Origin of the sequence: Rhodococcus sp. NPDC127593, assembly GCF_042671975.1 — a bacterium.
Classification (GTDB): Bacteria; Actinomycetota; Actinomycetes; order Mycobacteriales; family Mycobacteriaceae; genus Rhodococcus_F.
This window is the reverse complement of the sequence record NZ_JBHXWI010000014.1, coordinates 83,111-97,937: the sequence shown is the minus strand read 5'-3', so window position 1 is coordinate 97,937 and position 14,827 is coordinate 83,111. Positions and strand designations below refer to the sequence as shown.

Sequence of the window (14,827 nt, the reverse complement as noted above, 5' to 3'; positions counted from 1 at the left end):
CCACCACACGAACTCCTGCAGCGACATCATTACTCCTCCTCCTCAGCTGACGGCGTCTTCTACGATTCGGGCACGAAGACCCCTTCCGGGTCGAGATCGGGACGTTGCCCCTTGTACGAGGGATGCCGGAGCCCTCCGGGCCCGTATTCGCGGATATCTATGTCGACCACCACAATCGGGTCGACCCACCGCACTACACCGTGCTGTTCCGCGGCCGCGGACTCAGCGACGATCGGGCTGGTGGGACGTTCGAGGGCAGCCAGTTGCTCACCGAGCTGCCGGCGCCCAGCCTGAGTGAAGCCCGTCCCGACGTGCCCTAGATGCCGGAGTGCGCCCTGGTCGTCGTAGGCACCGAGCACGAGGGCGCCAACGATGTTGCGCTGCATCCCGCCAGCAGGAATCCACCCGAGCACCACGCAGCTCACCCGCGTACGGATCAATACCTTCCGCCAGGCCCGGGTACGCTGACCGGGAAGGTACAACGACGAAACACGTTTGAACACAGCACCTTCCATACCCGAACCGCGAACCGCTTCGAGCATGACCGCACCCTGGATGCCTTCCCAATGTGGCGGGATCTGGATCGGGAGGCCGGCGCCCTGGAGTTGGTGGCCGAGGTCGGTGAGGGCGGCGCGGCGATCGAGGTACGGGGCACCCATCAGGTCCTCCCCGTCGAGCCGGAGCACATCGAACGGCAGGAAAGTGACCGGAACCTGCCGGCGCAGGGCGGTGGTCGGGCGCAGCGTGTTCATCCGCTTCTGCAGGCGCGCGAAGCTCGGCTGGCCACCGGACGACAGGGCGACCACCTCGCCGTCGAGGACGATGCGGCCGCGACCGCCGAACACGCTCGTCAGGGCGTCGGCGACCTCCGGGTACGAGGAGGTGACCGTGTTGAGGTTGCGGGTCCACAGCACCGGCCGATCGTGGCCGCCGATCGAGGCCAGGATGCGGCAGCCGTCGTACTTCATCTCCGCGGCCCAGGGGTGCTCGGTGTCCTCCGGCGGCGGCCCTGGGGTGGCCAGCATCGGCGCGATCAGCCGATTCCCAGCTCCGCTCATCGGACGCTCCCGGTCTCGAGGGACCGCGAAGGGGGTCAGGGCAGGCGTTCGTCCAGACGTGCCATCACGGTGTCGGCGAGGTGCGCTGTCCACGACTCCAGCTCACGTGTGCCCACTCGCATCACGGTACCGGCGATCACGGCTCCCACCAGGGCCCCGAGGAGAAAACTGGCCGGGCCGAGCCCGGCGGCGGTGTAGTCCATCAGGATGCAGGCGCCACCGACCCCGAGGATCGTCGCCACCACACCGGTCAGGAACACCGCGGTGGACGTCACCCGGCGCCGCGCACGCTGGAGCAGGCGCCGGATCTCGAACCGATCGCGGTCTGCAAGCATGAATCCGTCGCGTTCGAGCAGATCCAGGTACCGGCGGAACATCCCCACGACCGGAGAGGTGTCACCGTCATGCACCGCGAGTTCCGTGCGCAGGGACTCGATTTCGCGTGTCACCGTGGGCAGCACCTCGCCTGGCAACGAGGTGCCCCACGTCGGAGGACGCCCGATCAGTAGCGGTCTCCGGTCGTCCGCGGCGATCCCGCCGTTACGAGCGCCAGCTCGATCTCGGCCGCAGTCATGGCCTTTTGTCTCCCTCGTGGATGAATTTGCCGAAGCGGGGACGTGCCATCTGCGCAGTTCACTAGCATTTCTGCGTTAGTCAGTTCATCGCGTCGGCGACCGGACGGACGTCGATCGCGGCGATCGTGGCGGAAGGGTAGCGCTCGGCGAAGAGGGCATCGGTGACCGCGGTGCGCCTTGGTTCGTCGATGACGACGGTTGGCGGGAATCGGGGCGTTGCGATCGTTGGGGGTCATCTCTGCTCCCTGGGTAGTGCACGGGTGGTCGGGGTCGACGAGCTATGCAGGTGCGGCGAGTTCGGCCACCCGTTGCAGTCATCTCCGGATGACAGCGGCTACCAGACTTCGCCGATCAGTAGGACCGTGACCAGGGCGTGGTCTTCGCGGTTCACGGTTGCCGTCGAGTTCCCGAGAAGGCTCTTGAGCAGTCCTGGGTCTTGGTGGACCTGATCGGTGAGGATGGTTGTGGTGTGCGAGGTGTTGACCGGGTGCGCATCGGCACCGAGTTCCTGGTGCATCGTCGACACCGCGGCGTCGAGCGCGTTCGTCAGGGCTTCCGGGATTGTTGTGGCCGTGGCCCACCCCCAGAAGGCGGCGCGTTTCATCGGTCGGTGTCCATCGACTCGCCGCTGCAGAAAAGACCGTTCACTGTTTTCCTCTCGTGAGACTGCGGGTGGTCAGGGCGGTAACCCGCGGCTGTCGGGGTGCAGGGGCCCCCACTGGAAAGTCATGCACCCGCACACCCGCGGGGGCAGCGTACCCAGCGTCACTGACCATTTCGAGAACGTCGTCGTGCAGTGCACCGATGCTCAGTCCGGCGGCGAGCGCCTGCGGGGCGAGGGAGTACGTACGCGGCCGCGGGTCGTAGACCGCCGGTCTGAGGTACCAACTGGTGCCGTTGGGCATCCCGAACAGGCCCTACGAAGTACTTGCTGTGGCTGGCACCGGTGTTCAGGTCGACGGTGGTGTCGTCGGTAGCGCAGCGGACCGAGACCAGCGCGAACAGGTGTGCACCGGTACCCGGTTCGGCCAGATCCTCGAACGGAGTGATCGTGGCTCCGCGGTCGGGGTGGTGCGGGGAGGTATGCAGGTGGCCGACGACCTGAACTTCTCGGCCGTCGATCAGGGCGCGGTAGTCGCGGCGAGGGGTGCGTGTGTCGTTGCGGTCAGGCATCGGTGGCCTCCGCGAGAAGTTGATCGATCCGGACGCTCTTGCGGCCGCGGCGGTGTGCGCGGGCGAGGTTGTTGTACACGCGGGCGCCGAGTCGCACCTGGCCGAGCATCCGGAAGATTCGCCAGTCGGCCAGATAGCCGGCGTCGCGGGCATCTTGCGTCGCCGTGGTGATCTGGTGGCCGAGCAGTTCGATGATGCCGACCAGGTCCTCTTTGTCCCTGGCCAGCCACATCTGACGGGTGATGTGGCCGTTCCAGGGTTCGACGCGGGGGCGGTTGTCCCAGTCGGGCGGGAAATACTCGTTCACCGTTCCGCCTCCCCCGCTTCGGTGTTCGCTTCGACGTGCATTGCGGGGTCCTTTCAACTGGGTAGGTGAGGCTTTCGGATGTGTCAGGCCGCTGCGGCGACCTCTCGGATCGGGTGCGAGATGAAGATGTCGAGGAGGTCGATCTCGGCCTTGGAGCCGTCGGCGAGGCGGACGGTCGCGAACCGCGAACCCGCCTCGTCGCGGTGGTATCCGTGCACGCCGACGATGCGGTCGCGGGGGTGGTCCGGGGTAATGGCTTCGGCGAGAGCATGGGACATGAGAACTCCTTGTCAGTGGGATTACTGGGGGTCTGCGGGTCAGTCGCGCGAAGTCGCGTTCAGCTCTACCGCAATGGCGGCGTCGCACGCGGACTCCGCCAGTTCGCACAGGTCGAAGTGGTCCGCCAGAATTTCGTCTCCTTCTACCTCGTCGTCGAGGGCGACCGCGGCGATCCGTCCGTCTCGGATCACGATCGATCCCCAGTCGAGCTGGCGAGCTGCGGTGACGATGTCTGCGGTGATGACGGCGACCTTCCGTGTCGGACCCACGAGCATTACATTACAGCGCGACAATGCGATGTTGCAACCCTTGAATCAAGTCCTGCAAAGAAACCCGGTCTACGCCCTTTATCCTTTTCGGGATTCGTTCAGGACCGACACATACATGTCGACGTGGCCGCACGGGTTGTCCCATCGGTCACAGGTAAACCATTCGCCGTCCTCGTGGAAGCGGTGTTTCTGCGGGATTCCCGCGGGCCTTGGCAAGTGGGGCACGTCCAGATCAGCGTGAGAGCACGGATCGCAGGGTAGGCCGCTGGTTCCCCACCCGCTGCGGTCGATCACATGAACGGTGCGGCGCGGAGTGTCGTGGCCGGAAGGTTTGGGCATGTCATCTTCTTTCCAACGAAGGGGACGTGTCATCTATGCAGGTAAGAGCCCGGCACCGACGGTGTCGACGAGGCTGCGTCAGCCGGGCAGGACGCGTCTGCGGGCAGTTCGCCGGAAGGGGTGGTAGCGACCGCGTCACGGCGGTGAGCGGCGTCTCGGCCGCAAGAGGGTGCAGGAGTGCCGGTAGGGGCGTCTGCGATGCCCTGGAGGACTGTGCGGGCCGCTTCTGCGTCGCCGCAGGCGCGGTGCGCACCGTCGAGTCGGATGTTCTTCTCGACGCCTTCGGCCTGGGAGCGCTTCATCATGACGCACCCCCACCGCTCAGTGTCCGCCAGGTGCAGGGGGTCGAGACTGTGGCGGTGGCAGTCGTGCAGGATGCGGCTCTGATCAAATGATGCGTTTTCTCTAGGCTCTTCAGAGTTGTCGGTCGAGGCAGGATACTGGAGGACGTGTGACGAGTGATGCAGGGCGCTGGGCGGTCGAGTTCTACGACTTCGTATCGGGTCCACCTGGCGTTGAAGTCGAGGAGTTGGCTGGATTCGGCGACCTGCACGAACGGGCGTCGCGGAACGGTGCCCGTCATGGGACCCCGGTCATCATCATGGCGTCAGGTGAGGTTGATCCCCGGATCAACCTGTTCTTCCGCACGGGCAGGATGGCCGATGCGACTCCCTCGACGTGGCGCCGGTACGCCTTCGCGTTGGTGGTGTGGCTGAACTTCCTGCGCCTGTGCGACCAGCGGTGGGATCACGCAACCTTCCGCGACATCGAGGCCTTCAAGCACTGGAGGCTCACCGATCTCACCAATGACGGCCGGGTCGCGCCGACCAGCTTCGATACCGACCGAGCCGCGCTGAAGTCGTTCTATGCGTGGGCGGCGGCGCGCTATGGCGTGACCAATCCAATGCCCGCCACCACGACCACCGCACGTCGGCGCGATTTCGGCGTCGACTCATTGCCCGATAGCGTTCGGGGGCAGCGCGATCCGCTGCGGCCTGCCGGTGCCAATCGGCGGCAGGTGAAGTGGATGCTGCGGCCGGCATTCGAGCAATGGCGCGACGTGGGACTGCGCGGCTACGGATTCGACGGGTTGCGGCGTCAGGGATGGCGCGGCGCCAACGAGGACCGGGACGGGGCGTTCGTCGACGGCCTCTACGGCACGGGGCTGCGGGTCACCGAGTGGGCGAGCGTGCTGGACATCGAACTACCCGCTCCGGGCATGACACGGTTTCCCAAAGCGTGGCTGTCCGCGGCGTGCATCAAGGGCAAGAAGGAGGGACGGGAGTACCGGATTCCACGCAGCGCACTGCGTTCGATCGCCTCCTACACCGACCCGACGTCGGGCTCGCGCGCCGAGATCGTCGAACGGGCGCAGCGTGCAGGGCGCTACGACCGGATCCCCGGCGCGCGGATCGTGACCGCCTATAACCCGCGCAGCAGGATGCTGTCGATCGAGGGCGAGCATGGCACCTACCAACTGCCGGTCGACGTCCTCGGGCCGGACGAGCGCCGACGATTGTTCCGCCGCTCCCCCGGTGGTCTGGAACCGGTGGCATTGTGGTTGCGGGTCGACGGGCTACCGAAGAAGGCGCACGGGTGGGAGGACACCTTCCAGGATGCTAACGCCCGTGTCGCTGAGGCGTGGGTCGCGGCGACGTGGCCGAGATTGCGCGTCGAGCAGCGGACCGAACGGAAAGCTCAGTGTCCGTTGTGGTGTCGTCCGCACATGTTGCGGCACTCGTTTGCGCTGAAGTGGTTCTCGATACTGTCGACGGTGTGGCAGCACCGCATCGAAGGGTTCACCGACGCGGAGGTTGCCGACCTTCGGGATCAGTTCGGCGACATCTGGTACCAGATGGCCGCTCTGCTTGGTCATCGGGACCCGTTGACCACGAAAGACACGTACCTCGAACCCTTCAACGCTCTGCAGGTCGACTACCTGATGTCGCTCCTGGACGAGGAGGAGACGAGTGCGGTCGACACCCTCGTCCGAGCGATCGCCAGCGACAGCGAACGTGTTCTGGCTGCCGCCGCCCCGATCGCGCCGACACGTTGAGGGGACATGGGGGCCGATCCGCGTCACTTCCCGAGAAGGGTTGGAGAGCACCGGAGCTCGTGCTCGAAGGCGGAACCGCGGTCAGGTTCATCGAGGAACAGGGCGGGGCGGAGAAGATTTACGACTTCAGCAAGCTTCCCGTGCAGCCCTCGGTGCAGCAGTGGCTGGCACGCGCATTCGCTCGACGTATCCGGCCGCCTGCCGCGGTAAGACGCATCAAATCCGCCGACCAGAGCTACGGAATGGTGTGCAAGTTCGCCGCTGTGCTCGCCGCGAGCGCTTCCCCGGTTCGGGACGCCTCCGCCGTGACCACGCAGCATCTCATTGCATTTCACGACAGATACCACGGTCTACAGTCGCAGTTGTACTACATCGATACGCTGCGCGGCATTTTCCGCGACGATCCCGACCTACCTGCGGACGTGCGGGCCGCCTTGATCACCACTCGACCCGCAGGTAACCGTGACCGATCGGTGCCGGCGCGGCCGACCGAGTACACCGATGCGCAGTGGCACCAGATTACGAGCGCCCTGCGCCGCGACATCAGGCGGGCGAGGGACCGCATCCGCGGCGGCCGGAGCTTGCTGAGCCGATACCGGGACGAGAAGATCGCCCAGAATGACGATGACTATCCGCTCGCCCGGCAGTTGGATCTGTTCGACCGGAGAGGCGAGGTTCTTCGCACGCGCCGGGGCGCGCCGGCGCATGCACTCTACGGGCTGGGCGGGGTACGACACATCGCGGCGTTGCTGTGTTTGACGCCGCACGAGATGACCGCCTTCGCGCTGCTGATGACCGCGATGACCGGCGAGAACTTCAGCACAGTCAGCATGTGGCCCGCCGCATCGTATCGGCCCGATGGACGAGCGCTGGAAAGCGCGGGCATCGCGCTGCTGGAGGCAACCAAACCCCGCCGTGGGCCCGACCGTGAACACATGGTGACCGCGCTCGAAGATCTGCCGCCGAGCCTGGCTGGGATCCTGGAGGGCGATGACGGCGATCGTCGGCTGTTCCGGTCGCCGCTGCGGGTCTACGAGCTGCTCCTAGATCTGACGGAACTGTCCCGCCGCCACGGCGGTCACCAGCGAGCGTTCAGCGCATACACCGTATCGCCGAGCAAGAGAGGCGAGTACTGGCGGTCCAGCCCGCAACCGTTCCACGTCGTCGCCTGGGCGAAGACGAACGGCTTCCCGGCCGCCACATCCGCAACCGCCGAGGGTCCGCCGCCGATCAACACCCGCTGGCTGCGCAACACCGCGATCGCACGCACCCGCCGACCGGTCGCGCACATCCGGTCGACGATGAACGACCGATATCTGATGGGCAGCGACGCCGTGATCGGCGACGCCCGAACCGTTGTCGCGTCTGCCCTGCGGCAGGAGGTGGACAAGGCCCGCCGCCATCACGCGGTGCCAGTGTTCACCGCCGAATTCGTCGCCCTCGCCCAGGCCGATCTGCCGGCGGCGTCCCGGGAAGCCGCACTCCCGGCCCCGGCCCTGTCCGCGTTGGTGTCCGGAGTCCACGACACACTGCTCGCCGGCTGCACCGACCACACCAACAGTCCGATCGCCGAGGCAGGGATGCCATGCCCGGCCTCGTTTCTGGAATGCCTGGACTGCAGCAATGCTCGCGCCCTGCCTCACCACCTTCCGGTACAGATCGCCACAGCCGACCGGATCGCGGCGCTGCAGCCGCATCTGGATCCCCAGTTTTGGGCGATGAAGTATGCCCCGGTACTGGCTCAGCTCGACGAGATCCTCGGACACTACACTCCGGCCGAGCAGGAACGGGCACGGGCCGAAGTAACCGCTGTGCAACGCAAATTGGTCGATCAAGTACTCGATGGACGATGGGATCTGCGATGACCGTCACGCCCCGACCACACCGGGCCGCAAGCGATCCTCACTCGCCGTGGCCCGCACCAGATGTGCCGGTCCTGCGGGGTCGAGTGATCCGGCCCGGCACTCCTGCCGAGCAGCTGTCGCGCTTCGGTGATCCCATCTGGGCTCTGCAACCGGCCCAGCCGGACGACCACCAGGGCGTCTGGGCTGTCCACTGGGCGAAGTTCCCGGACGCGCTGGTGCTGCCACTCAAGACAGTGTGTCTGGCGCTGCTGGACCATCCGGTGCCGGCGCAGCGCGCGATACTTACCGGCGCGAATCTGCTCGCAGTGCAAACCATCTCGCAGACCACATACCAACTACGGGTGTTGGCCGTGTGGATGGCTGGTCGCGGCCTGACCCGGCTCAGCGAACTGACCGATCGGCAGCTGGACGCCTACCGCACTCACGTCCTTTCCGCGGACTTTCCCGCGATTCGAAAACGTCAGTTGCTCAACACTATTGTGCTCGTCCACGCGTACCGCGATCTGCTGCCCGAGCCGTGCCAGCTGGCCACCTCGGCACCCTGGGGCGGGGCCTCGGGCGACAACTTGGTCAAACTGCCGCGGGCTCCGCGGGTGAACAAAACCCCGCGAATCGCGGCAGAGACCATGGAGGCGCTACTGGCCTGGTCGCTGCGGATGGTCGAAAACATCGGCCCGGACATCGTCGACGCATGGCGGAACCATCAGCAGATCCTGCAGGGCAGCCACCCCTCCCAAGCCCGCTTCGTTGGACTGCCGATCCGGCAACGACTCGCGGTGTTCCTCTCCGACGGCGTGCGAGAGGGCACCGCACTACCCGGCAAACACCGTTCAGACGGTGAACTAAAACTCGACGAGAGCCACCTGTGCCGGCTGCTGGGCCTGAATCCGTCCTACGAACGCTTGAGTTCCGACCGCCAACGCAGGATGGTCGCTGAGTCCGGGCTACCACTCACCGAGTACCCCGTGCACGGCACGACAATCACCGGCACAATCAACGGTCGCCCGTGGCGCAACCGACCGATCACCACGAAGGAACTGCCACATCTGGTGCGGTTTCTGACTGCCGCCGGGTTCGTGATCGTGTGCTACCTCAGCGGCCTGCGTCCGGGCGAGGCGCTGAATCTACGCCGCGGCTGCCGCGCCACCGATCCGGACACCGGCGAACTCCTCTTGCTCGGCAGGCGCGGCAAAGGCCAAGGCCGCACACCGCTCGTCGACGTCGGAGACAGAGACATAGACGACCCGTGGGCGCGCCCATGGGTGGTCGTCCAACCGGTGCACGATGCGATCGCGCTCCTCGAACAACTCACCCCGCACCCACTGATCTTCCCACCTACCTATGGACGCACTCCCTTACGCGCCGCCGAGACGCATACCCGGACCGGGCACTACATTGCACAAGACATTGGCGCGTTCATCGACTGGATCAACCATAACGTCACCACCTCCGACGGCAGTGTTCCGATCCCGTCCGACCCGACAAGGCACCTACACGTCTCTCGTTTCAGACGGACGTTGGCCCATTTCATCGTGCGTCGACCGCGTGGATTGATCGCCGCCGCCCTGCAGTACGGCCATCTCGCCACCAAGATCACCCTCTCGTACGCCGGAGACGCCGACACCGGCTGGATGGACAGCCTGGCCATCGAACGACTCGAACTCGTGCTCGAGCAGATCGGTCAGGACCGGGCGTTCCTGGACGACGGCGAGCACGTCAGCGGCCCCGCAGCCGAGGAATACAAGACGCGTGTCGCACGGGCGGCTGCCTTCGCGGGCCAAGTGGTCACCGGCGTCCGCAATTCCGAGCGGCTGCTCGCCCACGCCGACCCGAATGTCCACCACGGCGACGGCATGACCTGCGTGTGGACAAAGGAAACAGCGGCCTGCCGAAAGGCAAAGCTGGCGATGGGACTTCCCGACAGCGACGCACCCGACGACAGCGAGTGCCGGACGAACTGCGTCAACCTTGCCTACACCGATCGCGATATCCAGCACCTGCGCGAGCGGCTCCCGACGCTGACTACCCACGCCGACGACCCACTCGCGCCACGGCCACTACGCGATCGCGCCGCAGCCCAAGCCGCCGCGCTCAGAACGACCATCGAAAAACACGAGCAGTCGCGAGAGGAAAACCAGTGACGAACCGCAAGTTCCGCGATCGTGACGAAGAACGGGCAGCGATTGGTGCAGCCGCGACCCGGTTATTGGAAGGAATCCCACTGCGTTCCACCTCCGGCAAACTCACCGCCACAGAATTGATCACCGAGTCCGGGTTACGGCGGGACGTCGTCTACGACCACCGCGATCTCGTCGACGAGTACAAGGCCCGACTCAGAGCTCAGAACTGCACACCCGTCTCTCACCAGCAACTCTCCGAGCAGCACGACGCCCTGAAAGAGGCCCTGACCGATGCGAAACAGCAACTGGCGGACGAAAGAGCCACGATCGAAATTCTCCGAAAGATCATCGCCGAACTGTCCCTCGAGCTGCAGCAAGCACGCGAGGAACTCACTGATCTCGGCAACGTCGCCAGACTGCGCACCCACGGACACGATTGATCCGGGGGACCTGACGCCCGAGGCCAACGAACAGACTCATCGGCCGTCAGTAGCTTCCGCGAGCCGACAAACCGCCGTCCGACAAACGACTTGCCTAGTGAATGCGTTGTAGGCGAGTACGACCCGGCCCGCGGTGACCGCCGCGAGGGCGGAGAACACGGTGGGCCAGTCCGGAGCCCCGATGAGCTGGGCGGCACTGATGCCGTGCACGGCCGCCGCCGCGGGGTGAATCTGCACGTCGCCGGGATCAACGAGGGTGTCGAGGAGGACGGCGCCGGTGGCCGCGTCGATGACGGCCACCTCGAGGATCGATCCGTCGAGGTCGCTGGTCTCGGTATCGAGGATGACCGCACGGCCCGGGGCGAGCATGCGCCTCGCCCATTCCCGGGGACCATTCTCTGCTGCGGTCATCGTCTTCTCCTCGGTGGCCATCGTGACGGCACCCTCCGACATGCAGTTCGGGTCATCGGGATGCCTTCGCCTCCTCGACGACGGTCACCCACTGGTCGGGGCTGTAGGGCACGGCGCCGGGGAATCCGTCGGTGACGATGGCGACGTGCACAGTGGTGGTGTTGACGCGGTCGATTTCGGCGACGGTGTAGTCGTAGAACTCCCCCACGGTGAACGGCTCTGGCCAGTCGACATTGCGTTCGCGCACGACGTCGCCGGGGCGCAGGTCCAACACATTGCGGTCCTGGACGAGTTGATCGGTCATGGTTCCCCCTCGATTGCTGGCATTGCTGTTCAGCGCTCGGCGAGGCTCGCGGCCGTCCATCCGTCGACGAAGTCGGACATGATCTTGCGGCCGAGTCCGTCGCCGAGGGTCAGGCCTTCGAGTGCGCGGCGCACTACCGCACTCAGGGCGGGAGAAAGGGTCTCCCCCTCCGCGTGTGCGGCGCGTCCGACCTCGACGAAGTCGACGGGGCGCAATGTGGACGGATGGGTGATCCATCCGCCGTCAGGCGTGGCGTACGGCTCGGGCACCACTGGCAGCAGGACCACCGATGCCCGCGACCGCGTGACCACGGTGTAGACGCCTGGGCGCACGGCCCACGCGACCAGGTCTCCCTTCGCGAACTCGATCGGACGCGTATTCACATCTGCTGCCTGCGTAATTTCGCACCGTCTTCCCTTGGCGAGGTTCACCTTCGAGCACTACCTTACATTGTGACGCTGTATTGTTGCAAGTATGAAGAGATACCACATGCCCCAGGCGGGCACGCTGGCGTTACATCCTCGAGCTGTAGGGTCTAACGCATGGAACCCCCGCGTCACCGGACTACGCCCGGCTGCAGGCCGCCCTGCACCCGTAAGTCGTCATCGTTCACTCGGCCGTATGTCTGCGACTCCGCGGTGCAGGCCACTACCCATCCGGAGATCTGAGATGGCCAACCCGAACAGGCTCACCTCGCAGGAGTGCATCGACCTGATCAAGGCCGAGTCCGGCACCGAGATCTCCGCCTCGACGTGGCGCTCGTATGTCACCCGGGGGCAGGCACCGGCCCCGGTCGAAAAGATCGGGCGAACGCCGCTGTGGAAGCGCGGCGAAGTCATCGAGTGGGCCAACAACAGACCCGGACAGGGCGCGCGCACCGATGTACAGAAGCCTCGGCGCCGACGCTCAGAGTGATTGGCGTTCGCCCGCATTCGATGACACTGGAGTCAGAATTTTGCCCTGAGCTGCACAGATGACATGTCCCTGCCCCGCCGGCTATCTCTTCCGACCCAGAACGCCCCCGTCCTCACTGCGAGGACGGGGCGTTTCGGCGTTCGGAGACTCTGCCGCTAGACGATTCTCCGAAGTCGGATACCGGAGTGCGCGAGTGACCCCGGTGACTCTTCGATGTCCCGTTGGGAGTCAGAGCGGAGGGGACATGTCATCTTCGCAGGTCAGGCTTCTTTCATCCTGTGGTCGAGGTGACGCCTCGGGCACCGTCAGGCACGTGTCCGGACTGGAAGTGAATCGATGCCGCTGACGAACGCGGAGAGCAGCAGTTCCGGTTCGCCCACCGCGTGGAGTGCGGGGTGGGCGGTGAAAAGTTCTCCGAGCATGACACGCAGCTCCAGCCGTGCGAGGTTCATACCCAGGCAGTGGTGGATGTCTTTCGCGCCGAAACCCAGATGCTTGCCGGCGTTCGCCCGGGTGATGTCGAACCGGCCCGGACCGTCGAAGATGCGTTCGTCGTGGTTCGCGGACAGGTACCACATGACGACCTTGTCCCCCGCCGCGATATGGGCGCCGCCGAGCTCGGTGTCGACGGTCGCGGTGCGCCGCATGTAGGGCACCGGGGAAGCGAAGCGGATCACCTCGTCGATCGTGTTGTCGATGTGGCCGGCGAAATCGGCGAGCAGCAATTCTTTCTGGCCGGGGTGCTCGCTGAGCAGATGCAACGCCCAGGCCAACGCTTGCCGGGTGGTCTCGAAACCCGCGGTGATCAACAGGATGACGAACGAACCGAACTCGGCCGGGGTGAGGGCCTCGCCGTCCACCACCGTCGACACCAGCCGGGACGTCAGATCCTCGCCGGGATCCGCCTTGCGTTTCTCGCCCAGTTCGAGGGCGTAGCCGTAGATCTGGCCGAGGCCGGCCGCGCCGCCGGGTGCGGTGACGAACTCCTGATCACCGCCTCCGGCAATGACGTCGGCCGCCGCGGCGACGATCATCGGCCGGTCGCTCTCCGGGATCCCGATCAACTCGCAGATCACCTGCACCGGTAACCGGGTCGCGACGTCGGGGATGAAGTCGAACTCGGCATCTCGGGGCAGGTCCGCGGCGATCTGCGCAGCATAGCCGCGCACCCGGTCGGCGATGCCCCGCACCGAGGCCGCGGTGAACGCCGATTGCACGATGCCCCGCAGACGCCGGTGACGGGGGTCGTCCATGGCGATCATCGACATGGCGAACTCGAGGATCTCGATTGGGATGTCGTCGATGGTGAAGCCCTTGGCCGAGGAGAAGACCTCCGGGTTCCGGCTCACCGCCACCACGTCGTCGTATCCGACGACCGACCAGAAGCCCGGACCGGCTGTTTCCGTGTGGAACTCGATCGGCGACCGCTGACGAAGCTCCTCGAACATCGCGCGACGGCCCGCAAAACTGCGATCCCAGAACACGCGTGATGCGGACGAGATGGCCTTTTCGGATGCAGAACCTGTCACCGGTCCCCCTCGGTCGGTCGTACATTGCCTGCGACCCTACTGGGAAACAATGGTTCGGCGGTGTCGTCGACACGAACGGAGCGCCCCAGAAGTGGTTGAGGTGGGACACGATCATCGGCGTGGCCGAGTTCGAGGGGCTGAGCTCGGCCCACATCTTTTCACACCGGTTAGGCCACACTTATCGGGCATCGCCGCAGGTCAATAGCTACCATCCAACGGTGCTCCGGCGGTGTGCCGGCGATGAATTGGGGAGGATCGACCTGTGACGTCGAGGGTCCGGCTCGGTGACCTGCGAGAGGTGCGCGATCATCCGTTGGGGGTGACCGAAGCGGGGTTTCGGGCCGGATTGACCCAGCACGAAGCGTTCGCCAGAGGTCGCGGCCCGTTTCCCGGTGATGCCGACAGCGTCCGCTCCGAGCGTGAACTGTTCATCACCGCCCCTGATGGCGAGGTGCTCGCGGTGGCGACGATCACCGGGGCCCGCGAGCACGACGACAAATTGATCGTCGACGCGGATCTGGTTGTCGATCACGAGCGGGTGGGGACGCGGCTGCTGATACACACTCCAGCCGAGAACATGTTCTCCTGCGCGGACGAGGAATCGGCGTGGGCGGACTCGGTCGAGCGGGCCCGCTGGGTCTACGTGCGGGCGCTGGTCGAGGTCGCAACGGTCAAGACGGCGTCCTACGACCGCCGACTCGCGAGCGCAGATCCCGCCGCCGACCCCGAGGTGACCCTGGCCAATGCCGACGAGACGATGCAGGTCGTTCCCCGGTACGTGATGATCCACCGCAGCGGAAAGCTGCGTCTCGGTGGGCCGTACGCCGACACCGCAGACTGGGACAGCCACGTCGAACCCTGGACGGACTACGGGTACGTCGATTGCCTACGCCTCGACGACGTCCTGGGCACCACCGGCGACCTCGACATCGACGTAATGAGGTCACTCACCTCACGTGCCGCCGCCGCGGAACTCCTCGAGTCATTGGGATGGGACAAGGTCATCCGCCGATTCGTCGACGCCCGCACCCCTGCGACGTAGTTCACCGGGAAGCTCAGTTTGCGCCAACAACATCGGTTGACCTGCCGTGATGACACGTCCCCCGCACATCTGGGGTCCAGACGACTCAGCTGACGCGATCCTCGCCCACCACATGACGAAACCCCAGCCCTGGGAGGGGCTGGGG

At 65.7% G+C, this 14,827-nt stretch carries 16 protein-coding genes and 2 pseudogenes; 6 read left to right on the top strand and 12 right to left on the bottom strand.

Annotation, left to right across the window (positions count from 1 at the left end; translation table 11 throughout):
* Positions 1-59: 59 nt before the first annotated feature.
* The 8 genes and pseudogenes from ACFVJ3_RS15505 to ACFVJ3_RS15470 all read right to left on the bottom strand — a co-directional run.
* Positions 60-1,058, bottom strand: coding sequence for an ATP-dependent DNA ligase (locus ACFVJ3_RS15505; RefSeq protein WP_378452851.1), 999 nt, complete (start codon positions 1,056-1,058; stop codon positions 60-62).
* 35 nt (positions 1,059-1,093) lie between these two features.
* Positions 1,094-1,507, bottom strand: a complete 414-nt coding sequence (locus ACFVJ3_RS15500; RefSeq protein ID WP_378452850.1) for a hypothetical protein — start codon at positions 1,505-1,507, stop codon at positions 1,094-1,096.
* 460 nt (positions 1,508-1,967) lie between these two features.
* Positions 1,968-2,237 (bottom strand): hypothetical protein, encoded by a 270-nt coding sequence (locus ACFVJ3_RS15495; RefSeq protein WP_378452849.1) that lies wholly within the window; start codon positions 2,235-2,237, stop codon positions 1,968-1,970.
* A 161-nt stretch (positions 2,238-2,398) separates the two neighbouring features.
* Positions 2,399-2,806, bottom strand: a complete 408-nt coding sequence (locus tag ACFVJ3_RS15490; RefSeq protein WP_378452848.1) for a hypothetical protein — start codon at positions 2,804-2,806, stop codon at positions 2,399-2,401.
* Positions 2,799-3,113, bottom strand: coding sequence for a hypothetical protein (locus ACFVJ3_RS15485; protein ID WP_378452847.1), 315 nt, complete (start codon positions 3,111-3,113; stop codon positions 2,799-2,801). Before ACFVJ3_RS15485 ends, ACFVJ3_RS15490 begins: the two co-directional genes overlap by 8 nt.
* An 83-nt stretch (positions 3,114-3,196) precedes the next feature.
* Positions 3,197-3,391, bottom strand: coding sequence for a hypothetical protein (locus tag ACFVJ3_RS15480; protein ID WP_054248534.1), 195 nt, complete (start codon positions 3,389-3,391; stop codon positions 3,197-3,199).
* A 39-nt stretch (positions 3,392-3,430) separates the two neighbouring features.
* Entirely contained in the window at positions 3,431-3,661 is a 231-nt protein-coding gene (locus ACFVJ3_RS15475) for a hypothetical protein (RefSeq protein ID WP_378452846.1), read from the bottom strand.
* A 368-nt stretch (positions 3,662-4,029) separates the two neighbouring features.
* Positions 4,030-4,401: pseudogene (locus ACFVJ3_RS15470) on the bottom strand (3'-5' exonuclease); the annotation flags it as partial.
* 50 nt (positions 4,402-4,451) lie between these two features.
* Between ACFVJ3_RS15470 and ACFVJ3_RS15465 the strand changes: the two are divergent.
* Genes ACFVJ3_RS15465 through ACFVJ3_RS15450 form a run of 4 tightly spaced genes read left to right on the top strand, consistent with a single transcriptional unit; the run spans position 4,452 to position 10,481 of the window.
* The gene (locus tag ACFVJ3_RS15465) at positions 4,452-6,056 is read left to right on the top strand and encodes an integrase (RefSeq protein WP_378452929.1); all 1,605 of its coding nucleotides are present in this window, start codon (positions 4,452-4,454) and stop codon (positions 6,054-6,056) included.
* Positions 6,057-6,115: 59 nt separating this feature from the next.
* Complete coding sequence (locus ACFVJ3_RS15460; RefSeq protein WP_378452845.1) at positions 6,116-7,921, top strand: hypothetical protein; 1,806 nt, start codon at positions 6,116-6,118, stop codon at positions 7,919-7,921.
* Positions 7,918-10,062 carry a hypothetical protein gene (locus tag ACFVJ3_RS15455; RefSeq protein ID WP_378452844.1) on the top strand — a complete coding sequence of 715 codons (2,145 nt, stop codon included), beginning with the start codon at positions 7,918-7,920 and terminating at the stop codon, positions 10,060-10,062. The genes ACFVJ3_RS15460 and ACFVJ3_RS15455 overlap by 4 nt, the downstream gene beginning before the upstream one ends.
* A complete protein-coding gene (locus ACFVJ3_RS15450) occupies positions 10,059-10,481 on the top strand; it encodes a hypothetical protein (RefSeq protein WP_378452843.1) in 423 nt (140 codons plus the stop codon). The genes ACFVJ3_RS15455 and ACFVJ3_RS15450 overlap by 4 nt, the downstream gene beginning before the upstream one ends.
* 102 nt (positions 10,482-10,583) lie before the next feature.
* Here ACFVJ3_RS15450 and ACFVJ3_RS15445 read toward each other — a convergent pair.
* From ACFVJ3_RS15445 to ACFVJ3_RS15435, 3 genes and pseudogenes are all read right to left on the bottom strand, one after another.
* Positions 10,584-10,892, bottom strand: a pseudogene (locus ACFVJ3_RS15445) (3'-5' exonuclease); the annotation flags it as partial.
* 52 nt (positions 10,893-10,944) lie between these two features.
* On the bottom strand, positions 10,945-11,196 hold the full coding sequence (locus ACFVJ3_RS15440; RefSeq protein ID WP_378452842.1) for a hypothetical protein: 252 nt from the start codon (positions 11,194-11,196) through the stop codon (positions 10,945-10,947).
* A 29-nt stretch (positions 11,197-11,225) separates the two neighbouring features.
* A complete protein-coding gene (locus tag ACFVJ3_RS15435) occupies positions 11,226-11,579 on the bottom strand; it encodes a hypothetical protein (RefSeq protein ID WP_378452841.1) in 354 nt (117 codons plus the stop codon).
* Between the two features lie 286 nt (positions 11,580-11,865).
* Here ACFVJ3_RS15435 and ACFVJ3_RS15430 point away from each other — a divergent pair, with 286 nt between their 5' ends.
* Positions 11,866-12,111, top strand: coding sequence for a helix-turn-helix transcriptional regulator (locus ACFVJ3_RS15430; RefSeq protein ID WP_378452840.1), 246 nt, complete (start codon positions 11,866-11,868; stop codon positions 12,109-12,111).
* Between the two features lie 305 nt (positions 12,112-12,416).
* Here the strand turns inward: ACFVJ3_RS15430 and ACFVJ3_RS15425 are convergent, their stop codons facing one another.
* Complete coding sequence (locus ACFVJ3_RS15425; RefSeq protein ID WP_378452839.1) at positions 12,417-13,640, bottom strand: cytochrome P450; 1,224 nt, start codon at positions 13,638-13,640, stop codon at positions 12,417-12,419.
* Between the two features lie 262 nt (positions 13,641-13,902).
* Here ACFVJ3_RS15425 and ACFVJ3_RS15420 point away from each other — a divergent pair, with 262 nt between their 5' ends.
* Positions 13,903-14,682, top strand: a complete 780-nt coding sequence (locus ACFVJ3_RS15420; protein ID WP_378452838.1) for a hypothetical protein — start codon at positions 13,903-13,905, stop codon at positions 14,680-14,682.
* Positions 14,683-14,827 lie beyond the last annotated feature (145 nt).

Coding starts and splice junctions, on each gene's coding strand:
- ACFVJ3_RS15505 (WP_378452851.1), bottom strand. CDS start 1,058: ATGAGCGGAGCTGGGAATCGGCTGATCGCGCCGATGCTGGCCACCCCA.
- ACFVJ3_RS15495 (WP_378452849.1), bottom strand. CDS start 2,237: ATGAAACGCGCCGCCTTCTGGGGGTGGGCCACGGCCACAACAATCCCG.
- ACFVJ3_RS15490 (WP_378452848.1), bottom strand. CDS start 2,806: ATGCCTGACCGCAACGACACACGCACCCCTCGCCGCGACTACCGCGCC.
- ACFVJ3_RS15480 (WP_054248534.1), bottom strand. CDS start 3,391: ATGTCCCATGCTCTCGCCGAAGCCATTACCCCGGACCACCCCCGCGAC.
- ACFVJ3_RS15455 (WP_378452844.1), top strand. CDS start 7,918: ATGACCGTCACGCCCCGACCACACCGGGCCGCAAGCGATCCTCACTCG.
- ACFVJ3_RS15440 (WP_378452842.1), bottom strand. CDS start 11,196: ATGACCGATCAACTCGTCCAGGACCGCAATGTGTTGGACCTGCGCCCC.
- ACFVJ3_RS15430 (WP_378452840.1), top strand. CDS start 11,866: ATGGCCAACCCGAACAGGCTCACCTCGCAGGAGTGCATCGACCTGATC.